The sequence below is a fragment of the Microbacterium sp. LBN7 genome, from assembly GCF_045690345.1.
In the GTDB taxonomy this organism is placed as follows: domain Bacteria; phylum Actinomycetota; class Actinomycetes; order Actinomycetales; family Microbacteriaceae; genus Microbacterium.
The window spans coordinates 2,328,773-2,352,232 of sequence record NZ_CP147856.1; the positions used below are offsets into that span (position 1 = coordinate 2,328,773).

Consider the following 23,460-nt stretch of genomic DNA (forward strand, 5'->3'; position numbering starts at 1 on the left):
CGGGCCGGCTCAGCGTTCGATCTGATCCTCGCCCCGGTGCGCGAGGATGGGGCCGAGACGGTGGTACGAGTTCTCGATGTGCCGGCGCATCGCCGATGCCGCGGCATCCGGATCACGGCGACGGAGCGCGTCGAGGATCTGCTCGTGCTCGCTGACCGTGTCGTCTTCGAAGTCGTGGCGGAAGTTCAGCCGGTACAGGTGCATGTGCGAGCGCAGGCGCACGATCGCGTCCGACAGCAGCGGGCTGAGCGCACGGTCGGCGATCAGATGGTGGAAGCGGAGATCTTCCTCGATGAAGCGACGGTAGTTCTGGAAGTGCTCGTCGTCATCGGGCGTGGATGCCGTGCGCATCTGCCCGACCGAGTCGGACAAAGCCGTCGCGGTCGCGTCGTCGAAGTTCGCCGATGCGCGTCGCGCCGCCTCCGGTTCGAGCAGCTCGCGCATGTCGTAGAGGTCGCGCAGTCCGGCGGCGTCGAGCAGAGGCGCCGCGACGTAGCCCTTCAGCGCGCGCTTCGCGACCAGCCCCTCCGACTCCAGCCGGGTGAGCGCTTCGCGCACGGGTGTCGGCGAGACATCGAGATCGCGCGCGACGGCGTCGATGTTCACCCGTGCACCCGGCTCGATCGCCCGGTCCATCAGGAGCGCGAGCACGGCGTCGTACACGTCGTCGACGAGGGCGCGCCGGGCGGGGAGCGGCCGGGGGCCGCGAGCCACGTCGTCGCTGAACATGAAACTCATCGTACGGGTTGCCCGTCGAGCACTCGGGCCCCGCGCGGGCGGAGGGCTGGAGCCCCGATCAGCGAGCGGTCGCGCAGCTCGCCCCAGAGCGCGTCGGACGCCGGACGGCTCGCGAGGGCGCTGTTGCGGGATGCCTGCTCCGCGCTCGCCCCGCCCGTCACCACAGCGGCCACGGCGGGGTGCCGGAGCGGGAACTGCACGGCGAGCTCCGGCAGGGTGCTGCCGTGGCGGTGCGCGACGGCGGCGATCGCACGCGCGCGCTCGACCACGTCGGAGCCGGCCGGTCCGTAGTCGAACGTGTCGCCGGCGGCCGGCGCATCCGTGGCGAGGATGCCGGAGTTGAACACGGCTGCGGCGATGACCGACACATCGCGCTCGAGCGCGAGCGGCAGCAGCTCGTCGGCGGCGGAGTGGTCGAGGAGGGTCCAGCGTCCGGCGACCATCATGACGTCGGCGTCGGTCTCGGTGAGGAAGCGCGCGAGCATCGCGGTCTGGTTCATCCCGGCGCCGAACGAGGTGATCACCCCCTGGTCGCGCAGCTCGCTCAGCGCGGGGAACGCACCGTCGAGCGCCTCGCGCTCGTGCTCGTCCGGGTCGTGCACGAGCACGAGGTCGATGCGGTCGAGGCCGAGCCGGATCAGCGAGTCCTCGATCGAGCGCAGCACCCCGTCGCGGGAGTAGTCGCGCACACGCCGATGGGCAGCCGGTACCGCGAAGAGGTTGTCGATGTCGGTGCGTCCGGCGGGGTCCTGCGGCACGAGGAGCCTGCCGACCTTCGTCGAGACGATGTACTCGTCGCGCGGCAGCATCCGCAGGCTCTCACCCAGCCGCTTCTCCGCGAGACCCAGACCGTAGTGCGGAGCGACGTCGAAGTAGCGGATGCCGCCGGCCCAGGCCGCCGGAACGATCTCGGGCCACTCCTCCTCGGCGAGCGCCCGGTAGAGGTTCCCGAGCGCGGCGGCGCCGTACCCGAGGGGCGGAGTGGAGAGGCCGCCGCGGCCGAGGGGCACCCGAGCGGCTACCGTCATCCGACGCTCACCCCGTCGAGGGCGGCGTCGTCCCACGTGATGCCCAGTCCCGGTGAGGTCGGCGCCCAGCCGCGGCCGTCCTCGATGCGGAGCTCCTCGGTCGTCACGGCACGGAGCTGTGGGATGTGCTCAAGGTACAGCGCGTTCGGGATCGCGCAGACGAGCGATACGTGCAGCTCCATGAGGAAGTGCGGGGCGACCGGGGCGTTGAACGACTCCGCAAGGTGGGCGATCTTGAGCCAGGGCGTGATGCCGCCGACCCGCGCGACATCCGGCTGCACGATGGACGCGCCGCCGCGCTGCAGGTGCTCGCGGAAATGCCCGAGGGAGTACATGCTCTCGCCGACGGCGATGGGCACCGAGGTCGATCGAGCGAGCTGGCGGTGCCCCTCGATGTCCTCCGCGGGCAGGGGCTCCTCGAACCAGAACACGTCGACCTGCTCGAACAGCCGCGCCCGGCGCACCGCCTCCGAGACGGTGAAGGACTGGTTCGCGTCAACCATGATGTCCATGCCCGGCCCGACCGCGTCGCGCACCGCGCGCAGCCGTTCGAGGTCCTGGTGGCCACGCGGCATCCCGACCTTGATCTTGACCCCGCCCATACCGCGCTCCTTCGCGGCCACCGCGTGCGCCACGAGCTCCTCCGTGCCGAAGTGCAGCCAGCCGCCCTCGGTGTCGTACATCGGAATCGAGGGCGATGCCCCGCCGGCCGCGACCCAGAGCGGGAGCCCCGCGCGCCGGGTCTTCGCGTCCCAGACCGCCGTGTCGACCGCGGCGAGTGCCAGCGCTGTGATGGGCCCGACCGTCGTCGCCCGGGTGATGCCGAACAGGGCGAGCCAGACGGCTTCGGGCCGCTCGGCCTCGAGGCCGAGCAGCGCGGGCAGCAGCGTCTCGCGCAGCAGGCTCAGCACGGCTCCGCCGCCGGTGCCGATCGTGTAGCTGTAGCCCACGCCCTCGGTGCCGTCGGCGGTCCGCAGCCGCACGAAGATCGTCTCCTGCTTGACGAAGGTCTGCAGGGCGTCGGTGCGCTCCGTCTCGACCGGCAGGTCGCACAGCTGCGCCTCGACGTGCACGATGCAACTGCCGCTCGTGGCATCCGCCGTGTGCTGTGTCGCGTTCATCATCGTCCTCCGAGTCCGCCCAGGGTGACCCCTTTGATCAGTTGTCTCTGCAGCAGCAGCACGAGGATCAGCGAGGGGACGACGGCGAGCGTCGATGCCGCCATCAGCAACGACCACTGCGTGCCGAACTGTCCCGTGAACATGCCGAGTCCGAGAGGCACGGTCGCCATCTCCTGCGTGTTGATGATGATCAGCGGCCAGAGGTACGAGTTCCAGTATCCGATGAACGAGAACACGGCGAGCACGCTCAGCGGTGCGATCAGCTGGGGCATCAGCACCGACCACAGGGTGCGCAGTCGCGAGGCGCCGTCGATCAGGGCGGCCTCCTCGTACTCGATCGGGATCGTCAGGAAGAACTGCCGCATGAGGAACGTGCCGAAGGCCGTGAACGCGAACGGGATGATCAGGGCGCCGTAGCTGTCGTTCCAGCCCCAGCTGTTGACCATGATGAACAGCGGCACGACCAGCACCTCCTGCGGCAGCACCAGCGTCAGCACGAACAGCAGGAACAGCTTGTCGCGGAACCGGAAGCGCAGGCGCGAGAAGGCGTAGGCCGACAGCACCGCGACCACGACCGACAGCGCGGCGCCGGCGATGGCGACGAAGAGGCCGTTGAGGATGAAGCGCCCGAAGGGCACGACGGTCCACGCCTCGACGAAGTTCGCCCAGCGGATCTCGGAGCCGAAGATCTGCGGTGTGGCGGTGAAGACCTCGTCCTCGGGCTTGAGCGCCGTGAGGAACATCCAGATGAAGGGGAACGCGAAGATCAGCGCGACGACTGCGATCGCGGCGGTGTTGAGCCACACCTTCACGGATTCGCGGCGCTGATGCGCTCGCCGGGGAAGACTCACTCGGACATCACTCATAGTTCACCCACCTGCGCTGGCCGACGAACTGCAGGGCCGTGATGAGCATCACCACGAGGAACAGGATCCACGCGAGGGCGGATGCATAGCCGAGCCGATCGAAGACGAATCCATTGCGGTACAGGTACAGCACGAACGTGTTGGTGCTCTCGCCCGGTCCGCCCTGTGTGAGGAACAGCGGCTGCACGAACACCTGGAAGGCCCCGATCATCGTCATCGTCGAGCAGAAGAAGAGCGACGGCGAGAGCAGCGGCAGGATGATGTAGCGCAGACGCTGCCAGGCGCTCGTGCCGTCGATGCGGGAGGCTTCGAGAAGCTCCTTCGGGATGGCGCTGAGGCCGGCCGACAGCACGATGACGTTGTAGCCGAAGGACTGCCAGACCGACATCGCGATCACGGAGGGGAGCGCCCAGGCCGAGTCGGAGAGCCAGTTGGGTCCGTCGATGCCGACGGTCGCGAGCATCGAGTTCACGAGCCCGTCCTGCGAGAGCAGCAGCCGCCACACGAGCGCGTTGGCGACCATGGGCGTGATGACGGGAAGGAAGAAGATGACCCGCCACGCGCCGGCCGCCTTCATCCGCGTGTTGAGCCACAACGAGATGACCAGCGCGACGAAGAGGTTCAGTGCCGTGTAGACGACCGCGAAGATCACCGTGTTCCACAGCACCGTGTAGAACGTCGGGTCGCGGAACAGCTTGAGATAGTTCTCGATGCCGATGAAGTCCGGGCTGCCGAACAGCTTCCAGTCGAACAGGCTGATGAAGGCCGACCCGAACAGCGGCGTCAGGATGAAGAGGACGAAGCCGATCATCCCGGGTGCGAGGAACGCCACCGCGACCCATCCCTGGCCTCGCCCGCGGGGCAGACGCGGAACCCGCGGGGCGGGGGCGCCGGTCGGCACCCCCGCCCCGCCGGGCAGCGCAGAGGAGGCCGCGGCCTCGCTCCGTTCGCTCATGATCGCCATCCGCTCAGCCCTGCACCGAGTTCTGGATCGTGTCCATGATCTCCTCGGCGGTCAGCTCACCCCGGTAGCCCTGCACGCCGTACTGCGTCATCAGGGTCTCGACCTGGTTCCAGGTCGGGGTGGTGCGCTGCGGGGTCGCGTTCGAGAGCAGGGCCTCGACGACCTCGGAGGCGCCCTCGGTCTTGCCCTCGGCCCAGGCGGGCAGCGCCTCGATGCGCGCGGGCACGATGCCGCGGGCCTCGGCCTGCTTCTCCTGCACCGACAGCGAGGTGAGCGCCTCGATCGCGGCGAACGCCTCGTCGGGGCGCTCGCAGTTCGCGGCGATGCCGAAGCCGGAGCCCGCGGTCATGGCGGCGGCTTCGCCGCTGGTCGAGGGGACGATCGTGACGCCGAGGGTGAAGTCGGCGGTGTCGGCGAAGCTGCCGTACATCCACGGTCCCTCGATGAGCATCGGCACCGCGCCACTCGTGAAGGCCTGCTGCGAGACCTCCGAGCCGTCGGCGGCCTCGGGGGCCTTCGCGACGCCCTCGACCGACACCAGGTCGAAGAAGCTCTGCATCTGCTCGACGAAGTCGGCGTTGGTCAGGTCGAGCTCGCCGTCTTCGGTGACCGCGGGAACGCCGTCGGCCAGCGACCAGGCGTTCGGGATGAAGATGCCGGGTGCGAGCGCGAGTCCCTTGTTCTCGCCGTCGGTCAGGGCCTTCGCGTCGGCGATGAACTGGTCGCGGGTGTACTCGGCGCCCGGGAGCTCGAGGCCGGCGGCCTGGAAGGCCTCGACGTTGTAGAACAGCACGATCGGCTCGGCGTCGTAGGGGATGGCGCGGATGGACCCGTCGACGGTCATGCCGCTGAGCATCGACGCGTCGATGTTGTCGATGTCGAAGCCGCTCTTCTCGATCAGGTCGTCGAGGGGCATCAGCAGTTCGCCGAGTTCCTGCGCACGGGCGGCCTGGGTCGTGAGCAGGCACGGCGGGTTGGAGCCGGAGAGCCGTGTCTTGACCTTCGTCCAGTAGTCGTTGAAGCTCGGGCCCTCGACACTGATGTCGAGATCGGGGTCCTCGGCCTGCGCGCCGGAGATGAAGTCGGCCCACTGGGCCTGGTCTCCTTCGCTCGCGGCCCATGTGTAGAGCACGAGGGCTCCACCGGCTTCGCCGCCACCGCCGCTGCTGCTCGCGCAGCCCGCGAGGGTCATGGCCGTGAGACCGGCGACGCCGGTGAGGATGAGGCGCTTCGCGCGCCGCTTCGAGACTGCATTCATACTGTCTGCCTCCTTCATTGGATGCTTCATCAGATGCGTGGGTGGGTACTGCTCGGGTCAGTCGTCGGAGAAGTCGATGGCGATCACGTCGATCAGGGCGCCGCTGGGCGCGGGGGCGACGATGCGCAGCTCGCCGGATTCGTCGCCCGCTGTGGAGGACTCGTGCACCTCGAAGTTGGCGTCATGCTGCAGTTCGAGGCCGTCGGCGAGGCGGTGCACGCGGGTGATCCGCCGTACCGGCAGGCCGCGCACGATGACCTCGTCGACCGGGAGCGCGGTGAGGTGCAGGTACAGGCGTTCCTCTCGGGCGGTGCTGGGGCCGTGGAAGTCGACGCCCTGCGTGGGCTCGACGCCGATCACCGATTCGGCGTGCGCCGCCATCCAGTCGGCGAACTCATGCAGGCGCTCGTTCTCGATCGCCGGCAGCGTGCCGTCCGGACCGGGGCCCACGTTGAGCAGCAGGTTGCCACCGCGGGCGACCACGTCGATCAGGGTCGCGAGCAGGGACCGCGCGGACTTCTCGTTGTCGGGGCCCCGGCGCCACGCCCAGTGGTCGCCGATCGTGAGGCACAGCTCCCACGGACCGGTCGGGACGGTGAGCGGGAAGCCCTGCTCCGGGGTGCGATAGTCGCCCTGGCCGGGGAGGCGGTCGTTGATCACGACATCCGGCTGCAGTTCCTTGATGAGGCGGCGCAGTCCCGGTGCGGTCCATTCGGCGGCCGAGCGCTCCCAGTCGCCGTCGAACCAGAGCAGGTCGACCGTGCCGTAGTTCGTGAGCAGTTCGCGCAGCTGGGCGCGGACGTACTCGAGGTAGCGCGACCATTCCTCGGGGCTCGAGCGGCGGTGCCGGTCGGTGGCGTCGGGGGTGTCCGCGAACTCGGCGAGCCCGGCAGCGGGCCAGTGCTCGAGCTTGTAGGGCAGGTCCTCGTCGCGGAAAGCGGGATAGTCGGGGTGGTTCCAGTCGGGGAGGCTGTAGTAGATACCGACCTTCAGTCCCTCGGCGCGCACGGCGTCGACGATCTCGCGGGTGATGTCGCGCCCGAACGGGCCGTGCTCGATGCCGAAGTCGGACTGCTCCGTGAAGAACATGTTGTAGCCGGCGTGGTGGCGCGCGGTGAAGACGACATAGGTCGCGCCGGCCGCCTTGACGCGGCGGGCGAGGTCGGCAGCATCCCATTCGGTCGGGTTGAACGTCGGGGCAGTGGACTGATAGCCGGCGACGGTGACCGCGTCGTCGACGTCGTCCACGCCGGGGATGATCGAGCGCCCGACCAGCGGCCAGGAGATCTCGATGCCCTGCTGCGAGGCCTGGTCCCAGTGCACGAAGATGCCGAAGCCCGCGCCGCTGAACCATTCACCGCCGGGGATTCGCTCGGTCGCACGGAGGAACGATGCGTCGGTCATGAAAACTCTCTCCTTTGAGGGTCGTATTTCCTATAGGATACGTGATAGACGATCCGACCCACAAGGGTGTGACGGAAGGAGCCGAGAATGGCGATGTTCAAACCGGATGCTGTGAGGCCAGAGGCGTACCGCGGGTTCGAGCGTCCGCTGCCGGAGTGGTTCCGCGGTGCGGCGCTCGGGATCTTCGTGCATTGGGGGCCGTACTCCGTTCCTGCGTGGGCGGAGCCGACGGGGGAGCTCGGAGCGGTGCCTCGGGAGCAGTGGTACTCGCACAATCCCTACGCGGAGTGGTACGCGAACACGATCCGCATCGAGGGTTCGCCGGCGCACGAGCATCAGCAGACCGTGCACGGCGGTGCGCCGTACGACCACTTCCTCGACGAATGGAAGGCCGAGGAGTTCGACCCCGACGAGGTGCTGGCCGTGGTCGCGGCGACGGGCGCCGGGTACTTCATCCCGACCACGAAGCACCACGACGGCGTGACGCTCTGGGATGCGCCGGGGACCGAGGGTCGCAACACGGTCGCTCGCGGCCCGCGGCGGGACCTTGTCGGCGCCTTCGCCGCGGCGACGCGCGCCGCGGGCCTCCGCTTCGGGGTCTACTACTCCGGCGGGCTCGACTGGCGCTTCTCCGATCTGCCGCCCATCGAGCACGATGACGATCCGGCCCCGGACGATCTCGCCTACGCCGAGTACGCGCATGATCACGTGATCGACCTGATCGAGCGGTACAGCCCCGATGTCCTGTGGGGCGACGTCCGCTGGCCGGCGGCGGGGATCGAGCCGGGGCCGAAGAGCCTCGCCCACGCCTTCCGCACGTTCTACGACGCGGTGCCCCACGGCGTCGTCAACGACCGATGGGGGGAATCGCACTGGGACTTCCGCACGAGCGAGTACGTGCACGGCACGGCCGTCGAGGTCGGCGAGGCCTGGGAGAACTGCCGCGGCATCGGACTGTCCTTCGGGCATAACCGCAACGAGACGAGTGGGCACATGCTCTCGGCCGACGACGCCGTGCGGCTGCTGGTCGACGTCGTCTCGCGCGGCGGCAACCTCCTGCTCAACATCGGACTCGAAGCATCCGGTCGCATACCCGACCTGCAGCGGCGGACGCTCGAGGGGATCGGGGAGTGGAACAGCCGGCACGGCCATGCCGTTTTCGGTGCGCACCCCGAAGAGCGTCTGCGGCCGTCGGATGCTCCGTGGCTGCGATGGACCCGCTCCGGAGAGGAGATCCACGCGGTGACCGATCAGCGGGGCCGCATCCGGCTGCCGGACCCGGACGGCGTAGTCGACGAGGCGACGGCCCGGATCGGCGAGTCGCCGGTGAGCGCGATGCGGGTCGACGGTGCCATCCTGGTCGAGACGGAGGATGCAGCGACGCCGATCGCGATCTCCTTCCGGCCGCGGGTTTGACGAGAGGTCCCCCTGCGCGAAAGCCTGGCACCGCATCGCCCTCGTCCACTATCTTGTGGCCATGACCGACGCTCGCACCGGGGTCGAACCCCGCTGGCACGTTCTCGGCTCGCTTCCGTTCGCGGCCGCCGCACTCGTTCTCGTGAACGGGCTCTACATCTTCCTCGTCGCCCTGGGCAACATCACCGACTACGGCACGAACTTCGATTTCGTGCAGCACGTCCTGGCCATGGACACCACCAACTTCGGGCAGGATGCCGGCAAGGGCCTGGATCCCGATGTGATGTGGCGGGCCATCACCGACCCGGTGGTGTGGAACATCGCGTACATCGGCGTGATCGTCTGGGAGTCGGCCAGTGCCATCGTCCTGATCACCGCGGTCGTGTTCTTCGTCCGCGGATTCTTCGGCCACGGGTTCCATGCCGCGCGGGTGTGGTCGTCCGTCGGACTGGTCATGATCATCCTGCTGTTCGTCGGCGGCTTCATCTCGATCGGCGGAGAGTGGTTCCAGATGTGGCGCTCGACTGCCTGGAACGGTCTCGATCCCGCCTTCCGGAACGCCGTGATCGCGGCCATCGGGCTGGTGCTGATCCATCTGCCGTCACCGCGGTGGGAGACCGGTGCTGCCGCCTGAGTGACCCCTCGTCAGAGGGTGTCTGCGAACAGCTCCATGACGGCTTCGCCCATCTCGACCTGTGTGAGCACGATCTGGAAGGACCCGTCGGGGTCGATGGAGAAGTCGGTGCCCTGGCCGCCGGACCAGCCGTAGCGTCCGGCGTGATCGCCCTCCGTGACGACGGCGACGCCGAAGCCCCAGCCGGTCGCGTTCCAGAACCCGGGGAAGAAGCTGTCCTCCGCCTTCGCCGCGTCGGGCACCTGATCCGTGCGCAGCAGCTCGAGCAGCTGCGGCTCGAGGAACACCTCACCGCCGTGGACACCGCCGGCGGCGAGCATCCGCGCGAATGCTGCATAGTCGGATGCCGTGGACACGAGCTCCGAATGGCTCAGGTCGAACGGGGCCGGGGCGACGGAGAACCCGCCGGCCGCGGGTTCGATCTCCACCAGCGCGCCGCTCTCGTCGTGGCGATACGCGGCAGGCAGCCGATGCGCCTGCTCGATCGGCACGGTGTACCCGGTGTCGACCATGCCGAGCGGCGCGAACAGGTCGGCGCGAAGGTGATCCTCGAGTGACCCGTCGACCAGGCGGGAGAGCAGGATGCCGAGGATCCCGAAGGAGTGGTGGTAGCGCCATCCGGTCCCCGGCTGGAAGGCGAGCGGCAGGGCGGCGAGGGCGTCCAACCATTCCTGCGCACCGAGGGCGACGGGTTCCTGACCGGCCTGTGTCCGGTTGGCGATCATCGCATCCTGCAACGGGCACGGCGCCGTCATCATGCCGTACCCCGACATGTTCGTCAGCAGATCCCGCACCATGATCGGCGACTCCGCCGGCTCGACATCATCGAGTGGCGAATCGGGCGTGCGCAGCACTTGACGATCCGCGAACTCCGGGAGCCATCGCTCGATCGGGTCGTCGAGACCGAGGCGCCCGTCCTGCACGAGGCGCAGTGCGGCGACCGCCAGGACCGGCTTCGTCATCGACTGGATGCGCACGATCGCATCGGCCGGCAGATCACCCGCCGTGAAGACCTCGTCCGGTCCGTCGGCGCTGCCGCGAACGACGACGATTCCCGGGGCCGTACCGCGCGAGACATGGTCTTCGAGAACAGAGAGCAGAGGCTTCGTCATGCCCTCGATTGAAACACGGTGCGCGGAGCGAGCGAATCACCCGCCAGACGGACTCGGCCGTGCGACCGGAGACAGACGCGGGTTCGACCTCCCGCCGGACGCGTGCGATCTGCGGCTCTCGTAGCGTCGATCGACGTGACCACCTCTGAACACCACCGCACACGCCCCTCCGTCCGCATCGCCCGAAGATTCTTCGGCGTCCTGATCGTCGCGATCGGGTGCCTGGTCGCGGTGGTCGCCGGCGCGTTCGCGATCCTGCTCGTGGCCGCCGAGCTCCCGTCCGCCGTGCTCTTCCTCGGGGCCGGGCTCGTGGTCGCCTTCGTCGTCGCCCTGCTGATCGGTCGCGCAGGATCAGCCGTCGCAGGGCGCGGGTGGCGGCCGGCTCTGATCGTGAGCGTCGCATGGTCGGCCGCTCTGGCGCTTCTCTTCGGCCTCACCTTCCTGCAGCCGTTCCCCGTGCAGCCATCGGCGCCGATTCCCGCAGGTGTGGCGTTCTGGGAACTGCCCGACGGCAGTCGACTGGCGTACACCACGAGCCCCGCGACCGGTCCGACGAAGCCGGTGCCGGTCGTCTTCCTGCACGGCGGCCCCGGCACCCCCAGCGAGGGCCTGCCCTACGGCACCGCCGAACTGAACGCGGCGGGCTACGACGTGTATAGCTACGACCAGATCGGCGCGGGTCGCTCCACCAGGCTGAGCGACGTCACCGGCTACACGGTCGAACGCAACGTCGCCGATCTCGAAGCGGTGCGAGAGCTGATCGGCGCCGAACGGCTGATCGTGATCGGGCAGTCCTGGGGCGGCTCCTTGGCGGCGCAGTACCTGGCCGCGCATCCGGATCGGGTGGACAAGGTCGTCTTCACCTCGCCGGGCGAGATCTGGCCGGCCGCGCACCCCGACACGGATGTGGATCCGTGGGGCGAGCTCACCGGGGCCGACCGCGAGCGGTACGACGAGCTCACCTCGGATCCGCGATTCCTGCTGCAGTCGGTCCTGCTGGAGAACAACCCTCAGGCTTCGCATTCTCTGATCGGCGATGCGGAGGCCGATTCGCGGTTGCACGAGATCGCCGTCACCGGACGCCATCTGGCGAGCTGCCCCGGAGGGCCGCCCGGCGACGGCGAGGTCCACCAGAACCCGCAGGGCTTCTACACGAACCAGATGACGAACGCCGACTTCGAGACGGTGCCCGATCCGCGCCCGGCTCTGCGGAACCTGGACACCCCCGCCCTGGTCCTCCGGGCGGAATGCGACTACGTGCCGTGGGTCGATACCCGGGACTACCGGGATGCTCTGCCGGCCTCGACGCTGGTCTACCTGCCCGGCGCCGGGCACGGCATCACCGATCAGGCCGGCCCCGCATACCTGGAGGCGATCCTGGGGTTCCTCGCGGGCGACCAGCTCCGCGGCTATGACGGAGAGGAGGACCCGTCACGCTGATCGCGGACGACAGGGCGAGGCGGCCCCGCCATCCCGGTCTCGTAGGCGATGATCACCAGCTGCGCTCGATCTCGGGCGCCCAGCTTGGTCAGGGCTCGACTGACATGAGTCTTGACCGTGCCGTGGCTGATGTGGAGCTCGGCGGCGATCTCGGCATTGTTCCGGCCCTGCGCGACGAGCAGCAGCACGTCGCGCTCGCGTTCTGTCAGATCCGCCAACCGGGGTTCCGTCGCCGGATCGGGTCGGGTGTCAGCGGGCGACCATGTCTCGGCGATCCGGCGAGCGATCGCCGGGGCCAGCAGCGCGTCGCCGGCGACCACGGTGCGGATGGCCTGCACGAGCGCCGGGGCCTCGAAGTCCTTCAGCAGGTAGCCGCTCGCGCCGTGCTTGAGAGCGGTCGATACCGAGTCGTCGGAGTCGTAGCTCGTCAGCACAACGATCCTGGTGTGCACCAGCTCCGGGTCGGCGGTGATGGCGCGCGTGGCCGAGAGACCGTCTCCGCCGGGCATCCTGATGTCCATGAGCACCACGTCGGGTCGCAGCTCACGGCTCTTCGTCACGGCGCTCGGACCGTCTCCCGCCTCGCCGACGACGCGCAGATCGTGCTCGGAATCGATCAGCGCCCGCAGGCCCGCTCTGGCCAGCTGATGGTCGTCGACGATCAGCACCGTGATCATGGAACCGCCTCGGTCGGGACGCTCGCGCGCACGCGGAAGCCGCGCTGAGCCTCGGTGTCGATCTCGAGTCGGCCGCCGATCAGGGCCAGCCGCTCGCGCATGCCGCGCAGACCGTAGCCCTCCGCGAGGTCATCGGATGCGCCCACGCCGTCATCTGCGACCGTCACCGCGATCTCGGCCGGCTGCCACGCGAGCTCGACGGTGACGAGGGAGGCCCGCGCGTGCCGACGCACGTTCGTCAGGGCCTCCTGAACGACCCGGTACAGCGCCGGGCCGATCGACGAATCGACGACGCGGGGCTCGCCGCTGATCGCGAACGAGGCCGCGCACGTCTCGCTCCGGGCTGCCGAGACGAGGTCCGCGAGGTCCTCGAGGCCCGCCAGGCGGTCGCTCGGCTGATCGGACGCACGCATGACTCCGAGCATCTCGCGGATGCTGCGCGAGGTGCTCGTGCTGGCGCTCCGGATCCGCAGCAGCGCGTCGCGCGCCGCGCCCGGGTCGCTGTCGAAGAGGTGCGCACCGATGGTCGCCTGCATCGAGACCGTCTCGACCGACTGCGCGATCACGTCGTGAAGATCGCGTGCGATCGCCAGTCGTTCGGCCGCGAGTTCGCGTTCGATCTCCCGCGCGCGCTCGAGCCGCAGGTTCGCCGCGCGAACCGCCAGGTACGAGCGGCGCAGCCCGATCGCACGACCGATCGTGAAGGCGAGCGCCAGCCAGCCGACGGTGAGCACGGACCCGCCCACGTCCTCCGCCTGCCACGCTCCGACGATGAGTGAAGGCAGGATCGCTGCGGTGACCACGAGCACGGGGCGCCAGCCGTCGGCAGAGGAACCCGCCGTGCCGATCGCGAGCGCGAAGGCGAGGAGGAAAGGTCCGTCGAGCAGCGATGAGGTCGGGAGCAGCTGGCCGATGAGTCCCACGGCGCCGATCACCGCGACGACCCGAAGCGGAGCGACGCTGCGCCACAGCAGCGGGGCGCTGCACGCGGCCGCGAAAGCCGTGACAATCACCCACTCGGCCCCGGACTGCGCCTGCCCGATCACGGTGCAGACGCCCGCCAGCCACACCGCCGCTGCGAGGCAGACATCGATGCGGGGCATGGACGGACTCCTCGGGCGTGCAGCGGACGATCCCACCGTATCGATCATGATCCGGGAGCGCGTCGTACCAGAGACCTATCTGTCATCGGCACTTCGGACGGATTCGCCCGGTGCGGAAAGGACTCACATGGAGGGACTGACGGGAATCGAACCCGCGCTATCTGCTTGGGAAGCAGAAGTTCTGCCATTGAACTACAGTCCCGAACCCGTTCCGAGGAGCGGGTGAACGCAAGCCTACCTGCCCGCCGCCGGATGGCAAAAGCATGGGGCCACCGCGGATGCTGTTCCACGATGGCCCCGTGCGTCGATGAGTCAGCGGCGCCAGCGTCGCCGTTCGGCGAAGGCGAGTCCGCCGCCGACGAGCAGGAGGGCCGCCAGGGCCAGAGTCACGGTGAGCGCGTTGCCGTCCAGCCCGGTCGCCGCGAGTCCGCCTCCGCCGCTCGTGCCGCTGGAGGCTCCGCCGTTTCCGCCGGTGCCGGTTCCCGGCTGCCCGGTTCCCGGTCCGGTGCCGGGGTCCGCCGCCCGCACGGTCAGTGCGGCGCGGAACTCCGAGCCGTCGGCCCGTGTCATCACGACGTGGTGCTGGCCCGCCGGAACGCTCGTCGGCACACTCCACGTCAGCGACGCTGCTCCGGCCGCGTCGGCCGTCACCGTGCCCATGTCCACCGGGTCGGAGTGCAGCGCGAACGACACGTCCTCCTCCGGCTCGAGTCCGGCGACCTCGACGGTGATGCGGTCGCCGGCGGTGACGGCATCCGCGGAGATCGCGATCTCGGGATCCGCCGGGGTCGTCGGCTCGTCGCGCGTCACCATGATCCAGCTCACCTGCACGTCGGCGTCGCGCGTCGGTGAGAGCACCAGCTCGATCTCGCCGGCATCGTCCACGGTGATGTCGCCGTAGCTGCGCGTCTCGTCGGCCGCGACGTAGTCGTGGTCCTCCTCGACGACGGTGCCGTTGACGCTCACCCGCGCGCCGCGGTCGTCCCACTGATCCCACGGATCCGCGTAGCCGACGTGCACGCTGTAGCTCCCGGGCTCGAGGTCGCCGAAGCGGTACGCGATGTCGCGCCCCTCGACGGCGTAGCGCAAGGTGGAGAACATGGTGCCGTCCGCGGACCCCGACGTCTTGCTGCCTTCGCTGATGTAGCCCCAGGATGCGCCGGTCTCGGCGTCCTCGCCGAACGCCTGGTCCGCACCGGTGTTCTGCATGTCGCTCACGCCCGCGGCTTCCCGCAGCGCCAGCCAGTCCGCCGTCTCCTGACCGCCGGCGTTCACCGCGTAGCGGAGCCCGTCGGGCACGACGGCGATCGTGCGGGTGAAGGTGCGCCCGCCGAACTCCGGGAGAGTGCCCGTCGCTGTCACGATGCCGGGCACGTCGAACGAACCGGAGAAGCTCCAGGTGACCGGCTGCTCGGTCGCGACGCCATTCCGGGTCACGTTCACGACCGGCACATCGAAGCTGCCGCCGACCGGGATCGTCTCCGGAACCGCCGAGACATCCCACGCCGACCACTGGTCGAGCTGATCGAGAGTCCACTCGTCGTGCACCTCGACCGAGAGGGAGTCTCCGCCCTCGCCCATGCTGATCGGCAGCCACACCATCTGCGCGTTCTTCAGATCGGTGCCGCCGTTCCAGCGGTCGCCCATGTAGATGTACTTCCCGTGATCGGGATCGACCGGGATCACCGAGGAGGGCTGCGAGTTCCACGAATTGCTCTGCGCCCACCACGGGAACGGATCGCCCATCTCGGTCCACGCGCCCATGAGGTCGGTCGACGTCGCCCACCGCGACGGGTTGGGGCTCCACCCCGTCGTCCCGGACGTGATCAGGAAGTACCGCTCGTCGTGTTGGAAGATCGCCGGGGATTCCCGGGACTGGTTCACGAAGATGCGGTTGTAGTCCACCCCGAGCACGGCCTCGTCCGCGGGAGTCGCGAGGTCGGTGTACTCGTCGTTGAGCTTCGAGATGAACATGGTGGCGTTCTCCTCGCTCGAGTAGATGATGTACCCGGTCCCGTCGTCATCGACGAACAGGTTCATGTCGCGCGCCATGCCGCGGTTGTTCGGGGCGTTGTTCGGCGGATCGGCATCCGCCGGCGCGTAGTTCAGCCGGTAGCTGTCGATGTAGCGGAAGGGCCCGAAGGGCGAATCCGCCACGGCGACACCCGCGTTGGCCTTCGCGTACTGCGCCGACGAGGTCGCGGAGGGACCGTCCATGTGGGCCCACATCACCCACTTGCCGGTGCTCTCGTTGTAGATGACCTTCGGACGCTCGATGATCGGCGGGGTCACGCCATCGACCGGCACGGTGCCGAGGTCGCGGTACACGGCATCCTTCTGCTCCTGCGAGTAGTCGCCGTACAGGGCGTCGAAGTACGGCTCGTCGAACTGCTCCTCCGATGCCAGGGCGCGCAGCGCGACGCCGCGGTCCTCCCAGTTGTAGAGGTCGTACGAGCTGTAGACGTGCACGCCCGGTGCCGAGTGGTAGCCGTTGGTGCGGTCCTCGCCGTACAGGTAGTAGATCGTGCGGCCGCCGTCGTCCGTCGAGGGGACCACCTGACCGCCGTGGGCCTGGATGACCTCGCCGTTCGTGTCGAGCCACTCCTGGCCGGGGCGGAAGCTCGCGTACGGAGCGATCTCATCGCGCGCCTCGTCGAGTCGCCACTGCTGGTTGGCGCCCCAGTTCGACTGCCAGACGCCGACGGAGGCGCCGACGGATGTCGAAGAGCCTCCGACGTCGAGCACCTTCCCGCGGCCGGCGTTGAGCAGGCTGAACGTCGTGCCGTTCGTCGTCGTCATCATCCACAGCGCCGAGGGGTCGGCGGATGCCGTGGCATCGTCGACGTCGCGGAGGACCGTGCTGTCGCCGTCGGCGACGAGCGTGCGACCGTCGGCGGCGCGCAGGGCGAAGCGGTCGCGCGACGTGCCGGGCTGGTCGTCGATGAGCGTCGCCGTCCAGGTCTGCGCGTCGATCAGCTCGGGTTCGCGGGCGCTGCCGAGCTGGATGCTGTCGGCGACCACGGTGAGCGCGTGCCCGCTCTGCACCCCGGTGAGGGTGTAGGACTCGCCGTCGCGCAGGGCCGGTGCCTCGTCGGCGACACCCTCGACACCGGCGACCACGAACGTGGTCACCGACTTCGCGGGCACCGTCAGCGTCGCCGTCCCGTCGGCGGCCACGGGCACCTCGCTGCCGGTGCGGAGCGCGTTCGCCTCGGGGTCGGATGCCGGGGACTCGGTCGTCACGATCGGGGTCACGGTCGCACCCTGGTCGATGTCGCCGAAGAGCGACAGGTCGATCGTGATCGTGCGCTCCTGGTCGCTCGTGTTCGTGTGCACGAGCGTCGCGCCCGAGCCGTCGCCGTCGATCGCCGCCGTGGTGTCGTCATCGCCGGCGCTGACGAGATGGTCGCCCGGCTCGATGTAGTGCGTGAAGTTGCGCAGCGTGTTGTACTTCGCGTTCGTGCGGATGCCGCAGGAAGGGTCTGCGTCGCCGTCGGCGATCCGGCGGGCGGAATCGCCGTCGGCGTTGCAGTCGAAGTCGATGAAGATCGACCCCCAGTTCTTCTTCTCGACCTTCTCCATGTTGTAGAGGTCTTCGACCGGCTGCCAGAGCACCCAGGCGTCCGACTCGAGTTCGCGCAGGTCGTCGCTGACCAGCTGGGCGATGCCGAGACCGTTCTCGATGGCATCCGGGTTCCAGCTGTCGCCGCCCCAGTTGCCCTCGACCTCGCTCATCCACAGCGGCTTGTCTGCGCTCTTCGCGATGTCGCGGGCGAGGTGCCGGCCGCCCGTGCCGTAGGTGTGCACGTTGAGCTGGGCGACCACGTCGCGCGCCTCGGCGTCCCATCCGTTCCAGTCCTCGACGAAGCGGTCGGGGTTGGTCTCGTCGGGGCCGGAGATCGCGGCATCTGTCGTGGTGTCGGGCTCGGCGAGTTCGGCGGCGAGGGCCTTGAGCACCTCGGCCTGCAGAGCGGGTCCGGCGTGCGCGCCTTCCTGACGGCTCGCGCTCGTGGGCCAGCCGTCGTCGCCGAGAGTCGTGCCCCAGTAGTTGGTGTTCGGCTCGTTCAGGGGGTTGATCGTGTCGAAGGAGATGCCCTGGGTCTCTTCGACGTGCTGGACGACCGTCTTGACGTAGGTCGCGAAGGTGCCGAGCGAGTCCTGGCGGATCTGGTCGGCCCAGGCGTCGGTGCCGCCGCTGACGAATCCGCTCTCGGTCAGGAAGTAAGGCGGCGAGTTGCTGAAGGCCTCCCAGGTGTCGACCTGGTCCTTGATCGCCGACACCCAGGCGAGCTGCGCGGCATCCGCTGAGAAGTCGTAGTCGCTCGCGTTCTCGCCCGTCCACGCGGCGCGGAAGCGGTCGCGGTCGGCGTAGGTCGAGGTGATCTCGCCGTTCTCGTCCGACAGGGGAGCGTCGGAGTTCCACCAACCGGGCACCGCGCCTCCGGGGCGCAGGTAGTCGGGCACATCGGAGGCGTTGCCGCCGCCGATGTTGTAGCGCGCGATGTTGAGGTTCAGGCCGTCGTCACCGAACACCTTGTCGATGAGCTCGTCGCGCAGCCCTTCCGGGTAGGAGCCGGTGGCATTCGCCATCCAGACGAGACTCGATCCCCACCCCTGGAAGGGCCCGCCGGCGTATGCCGGATTCGGTGTGAGGGTGAGATCGGGTTCAGCGGCGCTGGCCGCCTGAGGGAGGGCGGCGAGACCGCTCGCTGTCGCCGCGAGGACTGCGGCCATGGCGAGCGCGCGCCGGGGTGAGGTCACTCTTCTTTCAGACATCCTTGTCCATTCCGATATGTGTTGACGTCAACATGTCGACGTCAACACAATCTAGCGGATGACGATGCTTCCGACAAGAGCGCAGGGGACAACTAGGCTGAACCCGTGCTTCTCAGCGATCGCGACATCAGGGCAGAACTCGCATCGGGCCGCGTCGGCCTGGAACCGCACGAGCCGGAGATGATCCAGCCGTCGAGCATCGACGTGCGCCTCGACCGGTACTTCCGGCTGTTCGACAACCACAAGTACCCGTTCATCGATCCGGCCGAGGATCAGCCCGAGCTCACCCGTCTCATCGAGGTGAAGCCGGACGAGCCGTTCATCCTCCACCCGGGGGAGTTCGCGCTGGGGGCGACGTTCGAGCAGGTCAGCCTCCCCGACGACGTCGCCGCGCGCCTCGAGGGCAAGTCGTCGCTCGGCCGCCTCGGCCTGATCACGCACTCGACCGCCGGATTCATCGACCCGGGGTTCACCGGGCACGTGACTCTCGAGCTCGCGAACGTCGCGACCCTGCCGATCAAGCTCTGGCCCGGGATGAAGATCGGCCAGCTGTGCTTCTTCCGTCTCACGTCTCCGGCGGATAACCCCTACGGCTCCGGCCCCTACGGCAACCGGTACCAGGGCCAGCGGGGGCCGACGGCCTCTCGCTCCTTCCAGAACTTCCATCGGACGGATGTCGGCGTGACCGACGTCGGAGCAGCAGGGGGCTGACATGAGCGACGGCAGCGGCACGACTCCGGAAGAACCGGTCACCCCGGAGGAACCGGTGATCGCGCCCGCGGATGCCGTCATCCCGCCGCCTCCCCCCGAGATCCCGATCCCGGAGGGACTCCTCACCCCGCCGCCGTCGGAGACCGCGGTTCCCGAGGCGGTGATCCCCCCGCCGCCTCCCGAGGCTCGTCTTCGCTCGTCCGAGCGTCCGCGTCCCGCGATCCTCGACGGCGACCAGCCGGCTGCCGTGGCGGACGACTGGGCCAAGCCCTCGGTCGCGCCCGAGGTCCCGACCTCGGGCGGCTACCGTGGGCTCACCGTCGCGATCTACGGCTTCCTCTTCGTGCTGCTCGCCGCCGCGGTCGTGCTGCTCGTGTTCCTGCTGAGCTCCGGGAGCTTCCCGTTCGCGACCTCCGACGCTGGGGCCGCAACGTCTGCGTTCATGACGCTACTCTGAAGACCCGCCGGCGCCTTGAGGTTCTTCTGCTCGGTCGCTCGTAGCGATTCGTTGCGTCGGCAACGCGGAGGGTTTGATGGTTGATGGCAAGACGCTCACGAGGGCGCAGGCTCGCGAGGCGATACTGGCGCTGCTCGACGAAGCGCGCGAGCTCGTTCCGAGCGAGCGACCAGCGGAGCTTCCCGGGGCGGTGAATGGCGAAGGGGTCTACATCCCCGGGTGGCACAGCTTCGAACACGTGGTGTGGAGGCACGGCTCAGACATCTGGGGCTTGCTCACCGAGCACCCCGCACTGCGCGACGACGACGACTTGTGCGAGCAGATCATCGCCATCGTGACGAATCCAGCCGCTCTGCGTGGTCGCCAATCGTTCATCCTCGCGTGCGGCTCCGTGAAGTTCGCGGCATATGCGCCGCAGATCGCCTCGCAACTCGGCGACCCGGACGTGGAGGGGCAAGCCCTCAGTACTCTCATAAAGATGCGGGCCGGGGCGTACGCCGCACAGGTGCGACCACTCCTGGACTCGCCGAGCGGCTTCATACACAAGTTTGCGAAGCGCTACCTTGCGAGGTACGAAGGCGCGAGCGACGGAGTCGGCCTCAGCTGATGTCGGCGTCTGCCTCGCGTCTCACGCCGGGGTCCTGACCGCGGCATCCGTCGATTTCGGCTGAGCCTGCCCGGTGGTCGTGCCGAGCGCGTCGACGGCCGCAAGCCCGCCGGCCACGAATGCCACCACCGCGTCGAGGGTGGCATCGGCCGACAGCACCCTGGTGTGCCCGCAATCGTCGGTGCGGAGCAGTCGCGAGCGCTCACCATGTGCGGTGCGCAGGCGCAGCGAGTCGGCATCCGGCATCCGACGGTCGCCGCGATCGTGCACGACGAGCAGTGACGTGTCGTCGGGGAGGGGGTGCGTCGCCGCGTCGGACAACGCTCCGGTCGTGGTCTCCTCCGCGCCGAACCGTCGGCGGAAGCGGGCCTTCATGTCGTCTGCTGTCGCTCGGTCCAGTCGGAACTCGCGCACGAACTCGTCGATGAAGGCGTCGGGGCCTGCGCCGCCGGCGATGGCGACCACGGCCGGCGTCGGCACGGTCGACCGCGCGGCCGCCAGTGCGGCGAGGGCGCCGAAGGAGTGCCCGACGATCGCCGCGAAGGGCCCGTGGATCGCCTGCAGCTCCTCGGCCAGGGCGACCCAGTCGCGCACGTCGGTGCGGCGGCCCTTCGATGCGCCGTGCGCGGGGGCGTCGAACGAGACGACGCGGAAGCCCTCGGACACGAGTTCCCGCACGAGCGGCGCGAACTGCGAGGCTCTGCCATGCCAGCCATGGAGCACCAGCACGGTACGCGGACCTGTTCCCCACTCGTAGCCGACGACCTCGATGCCGCGGGCGGTGAGGCGGCGGTACCGAGCCTCACCATGGGTGGTGGCATCCCACTCCCGAACGCGCATCCGCGGTGCGGTCGCGAAGAACGCCCGCAGGGCGAGTCCGCCGGCGAGCACGGGGGATACCGCGGCGGTGGTGCGGATACCGCGGGCGATGAGTGCAGGCAGGGACGACATGGGTTCTCTCCTTCGCCGAAACAATACGAACGATCATACGTATAGTAGGCGAACGATCGTTCGTATACTAGGGGGATGTCGGATCACGCTGTGCTGGACGGGCGGAGGGCCCGCGGAGACGCCTCGCGTCGGGTCGTGCTGCAGAGCGCGACCGATCTGGCGTCGGTCGACGGGCTCGACGGTCTGACCATCGGGCGGCTCGCCGAAGCATCGGGCTACAGCAAGAGCAGCATCGCGACCCTGTTCCAGAGCAAAGAGGGTCTGCAGCTCGCGACCGTCGCGGCGGCGCGCGAGATCTTCGTCGCGCAGATCGTCGAGCCCGCTCGGGTGGAGCCTCGAGGAGTCCGCCGCCTGGCGGCGCTGATGCGGAACGGTCTCGTCTACTCGCGCGATCGCGTGTTCACCGGCGGGTGCTTCTTCGCCGCGACCGCGGCAGATGTCGACTCGAAGCCGGGCCCGGTGAGCGATGCCGTGCGCGCGGGGCTGTCCGACTGGTACGCCTATGTCGGGGTGCAGATCCGCTACGCGGTCGACGCCGGCGAGATCGAGGTCGATGACGTCGAGGTGCTCGCCTTCGAGTTGATCGCCCTGGACGATCAGGCGAACTCGCGTTCGCTGCTCATGCGCGACGAGCGTCCGTACGCCCTGGCTGCCGCGGCCATGCGCGGACGCCTGCGCGCGGCCGGTGCTGATGAAGACGCGGTCGCGCTGCTCCGACTGTGACGAAACGCCCCACCCGACTGGTGTGTCGAGTGGGGCGTTCCCTCGTTCATGAGCCTGGAGCTCAGGCGTCGCGACCGCGGCTGTAGCCCGCGTCGAAGCCGCGCTCGTACGCGTGCTGCGCGAACCGCGCGGCACGGTGCAGGCCGTGACCGCGGTGACCGTGGTCTCCGCGCTCACCGTGCTCGCCCTCGCGGAAGCCCGGGTGGCCGTGGTGGCCGTGCCCGCGCTCGCCGTGGCGGCACTCGTCGTCACGCCGGTCGGCGTCGGGGCCGAAGCCGCGACCGAAGCCGCGCCCCGGACCGAAGCCCGGACCGAACCCGCGGCCGAAGGGTCGACCGGATCGGCCCGGGAATCCGCGACCTTCGCCGCGCCCGCCGAAGCCGTGGCGACGGCCACGCGGAAGCGGGGTCTCCTCGTCCCAGCCGAAGGTGCGGGCGATCTTCTCGAGCGACGCGAGGGTGGTCGCCATCTCCTCGTCGGAGACGGCGCCTTGGACCTTCGCACGGATGCCGTCGACGATGGCGCCGAGGCGCTCCTTCGCCGCGCGGCCCTCGTCGGTGAGCGTCCAACCGTCGCCGTCTGCGGCGACCCAGCCGCGCTCGACGAGGCGATGCAGCTTGTGGTCGTTCAGCGGGCGCCGCGCGGGGACGGTCCCGTCGATGACGTTGAGGATCCGCCAGTCGCGGCGGGTTGCCTGCTCCGACTCGAAGGCCGTGGCGAACTCGGCCGCCATGAGGCGGTCGGCGGCCTTCAGCCAGTAGCCGAAGGGGCGGGAGGTGTTCTGGGGGTTCTGTGTATCGGTGTTCATGAGCAGTCCTTGGATGTCAGTGTGCATGTGCTTGTCACATGTCATGTATATGTAGTGTGACATGCAGTAATGATCCATGTCAAGTCGCATGTAAAATCGATACGTGACCACCGACCCGAACGATCCCGCCGAAGCCATCGCCCAGGCGCTCTCCCGTCTGCGCGGTCGCCGTCCCGGAGAGCGGGGGCCGGGAGAGCGAGGCGCCGGAGAACGAGGGCGCGGTGGCCCGCACGGCTGGCACGGCGGCCCGCGCGGTGAGCACGCCGACCACCACCGCGGGCACCCCGGCATGCCGCCCTGGATGGCCGACCCCTCGGGACGCATGGGCGGGCCTGCGCGCGTCCGGATGCTGGAGGCGCTCGCCGCGGCATCCGCTCCGCTCAGCGTCAGCGCTCTCGGAGAGGCGATCGGCGTCGATCAGCCGCGGGCCTCGCGTCTCGTGCAGCAGGGGGTCGAGCGAGGCTTCGTGCGCCGCGAGGCCGATCCCGACGACGCGCGCCGCACCCGCATCGCGCTCACCGACGAGGGCCGAAGGCTCGCGCGCGGCATGCGGGGCGAGCGTCGGGAGATGCTCTCCGGCGCCCTGGCGGCGTTCACCGAGGAGGAACGCACCGAGCTCGCTCGGCTGCTGAACAAGCTCGCCGACAACTGGCAGCGCTGAGCAGT

The 23,460-nt window shown here is 69.2% G+C and carries 21 protein-coding genes and 1 tRNA gene; 8 read left to right on the forward strand and 14 right to left on the reverse strand.

The genetic code is table 11. From position 1 onward, the window contains the following. Positions 1 to 9: 9 nt before the first annotated feature. The 7 genes from LBN7_RS11200 to LBN7_RS11230 are packed head-to-tail and all read right to left on the reverse strand — an operon-like array spanning position 10 to position 7,379. Complete coding sequence (locus tag LBN7_RS11200) at positions 10 to 729, reverse strand: GntR family transcriptional regulator (protein ID WP_407359656.1); 720 nt, start codon at positions 727 to 729, stop codon at positions 10 to 12. Between the two features lie 5 nt (positions 730 to 734). Next, entirely contained in the window at positions 735 to 1,766 is a 1,032-nt protein-coding gene (locus tag LBN7_RS11205; RefSeq protein WP_407359657.1) for an aldo/keto reductase, read from the reverse strand. Further along, positions 1,763 to 2,887, reverse strand: a complete 1,125-nt coding sequence (locus LBN7_RS11210) for a mandelate racemase/muconate lactonizing enzyme family protein (protein ID WP_407359658.1) — start codon at positions 2,885 to 2,887, stop codon at positions 1,763 to 1,765. The genes LBN7_RS11205 and LBN7_RS11210 overlap by 4 nt, the downstream gene beginning before the upstream one ends. Further along, positions 2,887 to 3,753 carry a carbohydrate ABC transporter permease gene (locus LBN7_RS11215; protein ID WP_407359659.1) on the reverse strand — a complete coding sequence of 289 codons (867 nt, stop codon included), beginning with the start codon at positions 3,751 to 3,753 and terminating at the stop codon, positions 2,887 to 2,889. The genes LBN7_RS11210 and LBN7_RS11215 overlap by 1 nt, the downstream gene beginning before the upstream one ends. Beyond that, positions 3,746 to 4,708: a carbohydrate ABC transporter permease gene (locus LBN7_RS11220; RefSeq protein ID WP_407359660.1), complete on the reverse strand. Its 963-nt coding sequence runs from the start codon at positions 4,706 to 4,708 to the stop codon at positions 3,746 to 3,748. Before LBN7_RS11220 ends, LBN7_RS11215 begins: the two co-directional genes overlap by 8 nt. A 13-nt stretch (positions 4,709 to 4,721) precedes the next feature. Next, on the reverse strand, positions 4,722 to 5,975 hold the full coding sequence (locus LBN7_RS11225) for an ABC transporter substrate-binding protein (RefSeq protein WP_407359661.1): 1,254 nt from the start codon (positions 5,973 to 5,975) through the stop codon (positions 4,722 to 4,724). Between the two features lie 57 nt (positions 5,976 to 6,032). Further along, on the reverse strand, positions 6,033 to 7,379 hold the full coding sequence (locus LBN7_RS11230) for an alpha-L-fucosidase (RefSeq protein WP_407359662.1): 1,347 nt from the start codon (positions 7,377 to 7,379) through the stop codon (positions 6,033 to 6,035). Between the two features lie 87 nt (positions 7,380 to 7,466). Here LBN7_RS11230 and LBN7_RS11235 point away from each other — a divergent pair, with 87 nt between their 5' ends. Beyond that, positions 7,467 to 8,795: an alpha-L-fucosidase gene (locus LBN7_RS11235; protein ID WP_407359663.1), complete on the forward strand. Its 1,329-nt coding sequence runs from the start codon at positions 7,467 to 7,469 to the stop codon at positions 8,793 to 8,795. 61 nt (positions 8,796 to 8,856) lie between these two features. Next, positions 8,857 to 9,429, forward strand: a complete 573-nt coding sequence (locus LBN7_RS11240) for a DUF2165 domain-containing protein (protein ID WP_116634009.1) — start codon at positions 8,857 to 8,859, stop codon at positions 9,427 to 9,429. An 11-nt stretch (positions 9,430 to 9,440) separates the two neighbouring features. Here LBN7_RS11240 and LBN7_RS11245 read toward each other — a convergent pair whose 3' ends face one another. Further along, entirely contained in the window at positions 9,441 to 10,541 is a 1,101-nt protein-coding gene (locus LBN7_RS11245) for a serine hydrolase domain-containing protein (RefSeq protein WP_407359664.1), read from the reverse strand. 135 nt (positions 10,542 to 10,676) lie between these two features. On the opposite strand from LBN7_RS11245, the gene LBN7_RS11250 reads away from it, so the two are divergent. Next, positions 10,677 to 11,981, forward strand: coding sequence for an alpha/beta fold hydrolase (locus LBN7_RS11250; RefSeq protein ID WP_165807975.1), 1,305 nt, complete (start codon positions 10,677 to 10,679; stop codon positions 11,979 to 11,981). Here LBN7_RS11250 and LBN7_RS11255 read toward each other — a convergent pair. The 4 genes from LBN7_RS11255 to LBN7_RS11270 all read right to left on the reverse strand — a co-directional run bounded on the left by LBN7_RS11255 (position 11,951) and on the right by LBN7_RS11270 (position 18,522). Next, positions 11,951 to 12,658: a response regulator gene (locus tag LBN7_RS11255; protein WP_407359665.1), complete on the reverse strand. Its 708-nt coding sequence runs from the start codon at positions 12,656 to 12,658 to the stop codon at positions 11,951 to 11,953. The two genes, LBN7_RS11250 and LBN7_RS11255, sit on opposite strands and share 31 nt — an antisense overlap. Then, a complete protein-coding gene (locus LBN7_RS11260; protein ID WP_407359666.1) occupies positions 12,655 to 13,761 on the reverse strand; it encodes a sensor histidine kinase in 1,107 nt (368 codons plus the stop codon). Before LBN7_RS11260 ends, LBN7_RS11255 begins: the two co-directional genes overlap by 4 nt. Positions 13,762 to 13,889: 128 nt before the next feature. Beyond that, positions 13,890 to 13,963 (reverse strand) — tRNA-Gly (locus LBN7_RS11265). A 110-nt stretch (positions 13,964 to 14,073) separates the two neighbouring features. Beyond that, positions 14,074 to 18,522 (reverse strand): family 43 glycosylhydrolase, encoded by a 4,449-nt coding sequence (locus tag LBN7_RS11270; protein ID WP_407359667.1) that lies wholly within the window; start codon positions 18,520 to 18,522, stop codon positions 14,074 to 14,076. 120 nt (positions 18,523 to 18,642) lie between these two features. On the opposite strand from LBN7_RS11270, the gene dcd reads away from it, so the two are divergent. From dcd to LBN7_RS11285, 3 genes are all read left to right on the forward strand, one after another. Then, on the forward strand, positions 18,643 to 19,248 hold the full coding sequence (dcd, locus tag LBN7_RS11275) for a dCTP deaminase (protein ID WP_407359668.1): 606 nt from the start codon (positions 18,643 to 18,645) through the stop codon (positions 19,246 to 19,248). Position 19,249: 1 nt separating this feature from the next. Then, entirely contained in the window at positions 19,250 to 19,705 is a 456-nt protein-coding gene (locus tag LBN7_RS11280) for a hypothetical protein (RefSeq protein ID WP_341947226.1), read from the forward strand. Positions 19,706 to 19,781: 76 nt separating this feature from the next. Then, positions 19,782 to 20,312, forward strand: coding sequence for a hypothetical protein (locus LBN7_RS11285; RefSeq protein ID WP_407359669.1), 531 nt, complete (start codon positions 19,782 to 19,784; stop codon positions 20,310 to 20,312). A 21-nt stretch (positions 20,313 to 20,333) separates the two neighbouring features. Here the strand turns inward: LBN7_RS11285 and LBN7_RS11290 are convergent, their stop codons facing one another. Next, entirely contained in the window at positions 20,334 to 21,263 is a 930-nt protein-coding gene (locus LBN7_RS11290; protein WP_407359670.1) for an alpha/beta fold hydrolase, read from the reverse strand. Between the two features lie 75 nt (positions 21,264 to 21,338). On the opposite strand from LBN7_RS11290, the gene LBN7_RS11295 reads away from it, so the two are divergent. Next, on the forward strand, positions 21,339 to 21,986 hold the full coding sequence (locus LBN7_RS11295) for a TetR/AcrR family transcriptional regulator (RefSeq protein ID WP_407359671.1): 648 nt from the start codon (positions 21,339 to 21,341) through the stop codon (positions 21,984 to 21,986). A 61-nt stretch (positions 21,987 to 22,047) separates the two neighbouring features. Here the strand turns inward: LBN7_RS11295 and LBN7_RS11300 are convergent, their stop codons facing one another. Next, positions 22,048 to 22,794, reverse strand: coding sequence for a hypothetical protein (locus LBN7_RS11300; RefSeq protein ID WP_407359672.1), 747 nt, complete (start codon positions 22,792 to 22,794; stop codon positions 22,048 to 22,050). A gap of 103 nt (positions 22,795 to 22,897) precedes the next feature. Here LBN7_RS11300 and LBN7_RS11305 point away from each other — a divergent pair, with 103 nt between their 5' ends. Continuing rightward, a complete protein-coding gene (locus LBN7_RS11305; RefSeq protein ID WP_407359673.1) occupies positions 22,898 to 23,455 on the forward strand; it encodes a MarR family winged helix-turn-helix transcriptional regulator in 558 nt (185 codons plus the stop codon). Positions 23,456 to 23,460: the final 5 nt, after the last annotated feature.